The organism is Vibrio sp. 811 (assembly GCF_033339195.1).
On record NZ_JAWOUB010000778.1, the window covers coordinates 1 to 555 of the forward strand.

Annotated in this window: 1 protein-coding gene; it reads left to right on the plus strand. The window is 50.3% G+C overall.

All coding sequences use genetic code 11. The annotated features are described in order from the left end of the window. Positions 1-555, plus strand: a 555-nt coding sequence (gene fliF, locus R7Q46_RS29345; protein ID WP_318078606.1) for a flagellar basal-body MS-ring/collar protein FliF, incomplete at both ends; no start/stop codon positions are given.

Below are 555 nucleotides of genomic sequence, written 5' to 3' on the forward strand. Positions count from 1 at the left end.
GCCAACGAAATCTTGTTCTATCCGCTGTTCTCGCGGCGATTGTAGCGGCGATCATTGTGGTTGCGCTTTGGAGTTCTTCTCAAAGCTTCCGTCCGCTTTACAGCCAACAAGAGCGATTCGATATTGGCGAGATTGTCTCGGTCTTAGAGAGTGAAGGTGTGAGCTACCGCATGCAGGAGCAGAACGGCCAAGTGCTGGTTCCTGAAGGTGAGGTGGCTCGCATTCGTATGTTATTGGCGTCAAAAGGCGTAAAAGCGAAACTGCCAACCGGATTGGATTCACTGAAAGAAGACAGCTCATTAGGTACCAGCCAGTTTATGGAGACTGCGCGTTACCGTCATGGTTTAGAAGGTGAGTTAGTACGCACTATCATGTCGCTAAACTCGGTAGCGAATGCGCGTGTTCACCTTGCGATTCCTCGTCAAACTTTGTTTGTACGCCAAAACGGTGAAACCCCGTCTGCATCTGTCATGCTCGAACTCAAACCGGGTGAAGACCTTAAGCCAGAACAGGTTGAAGCGATCATCAACTTGATCGTAGGCAGTGTGACGGCGA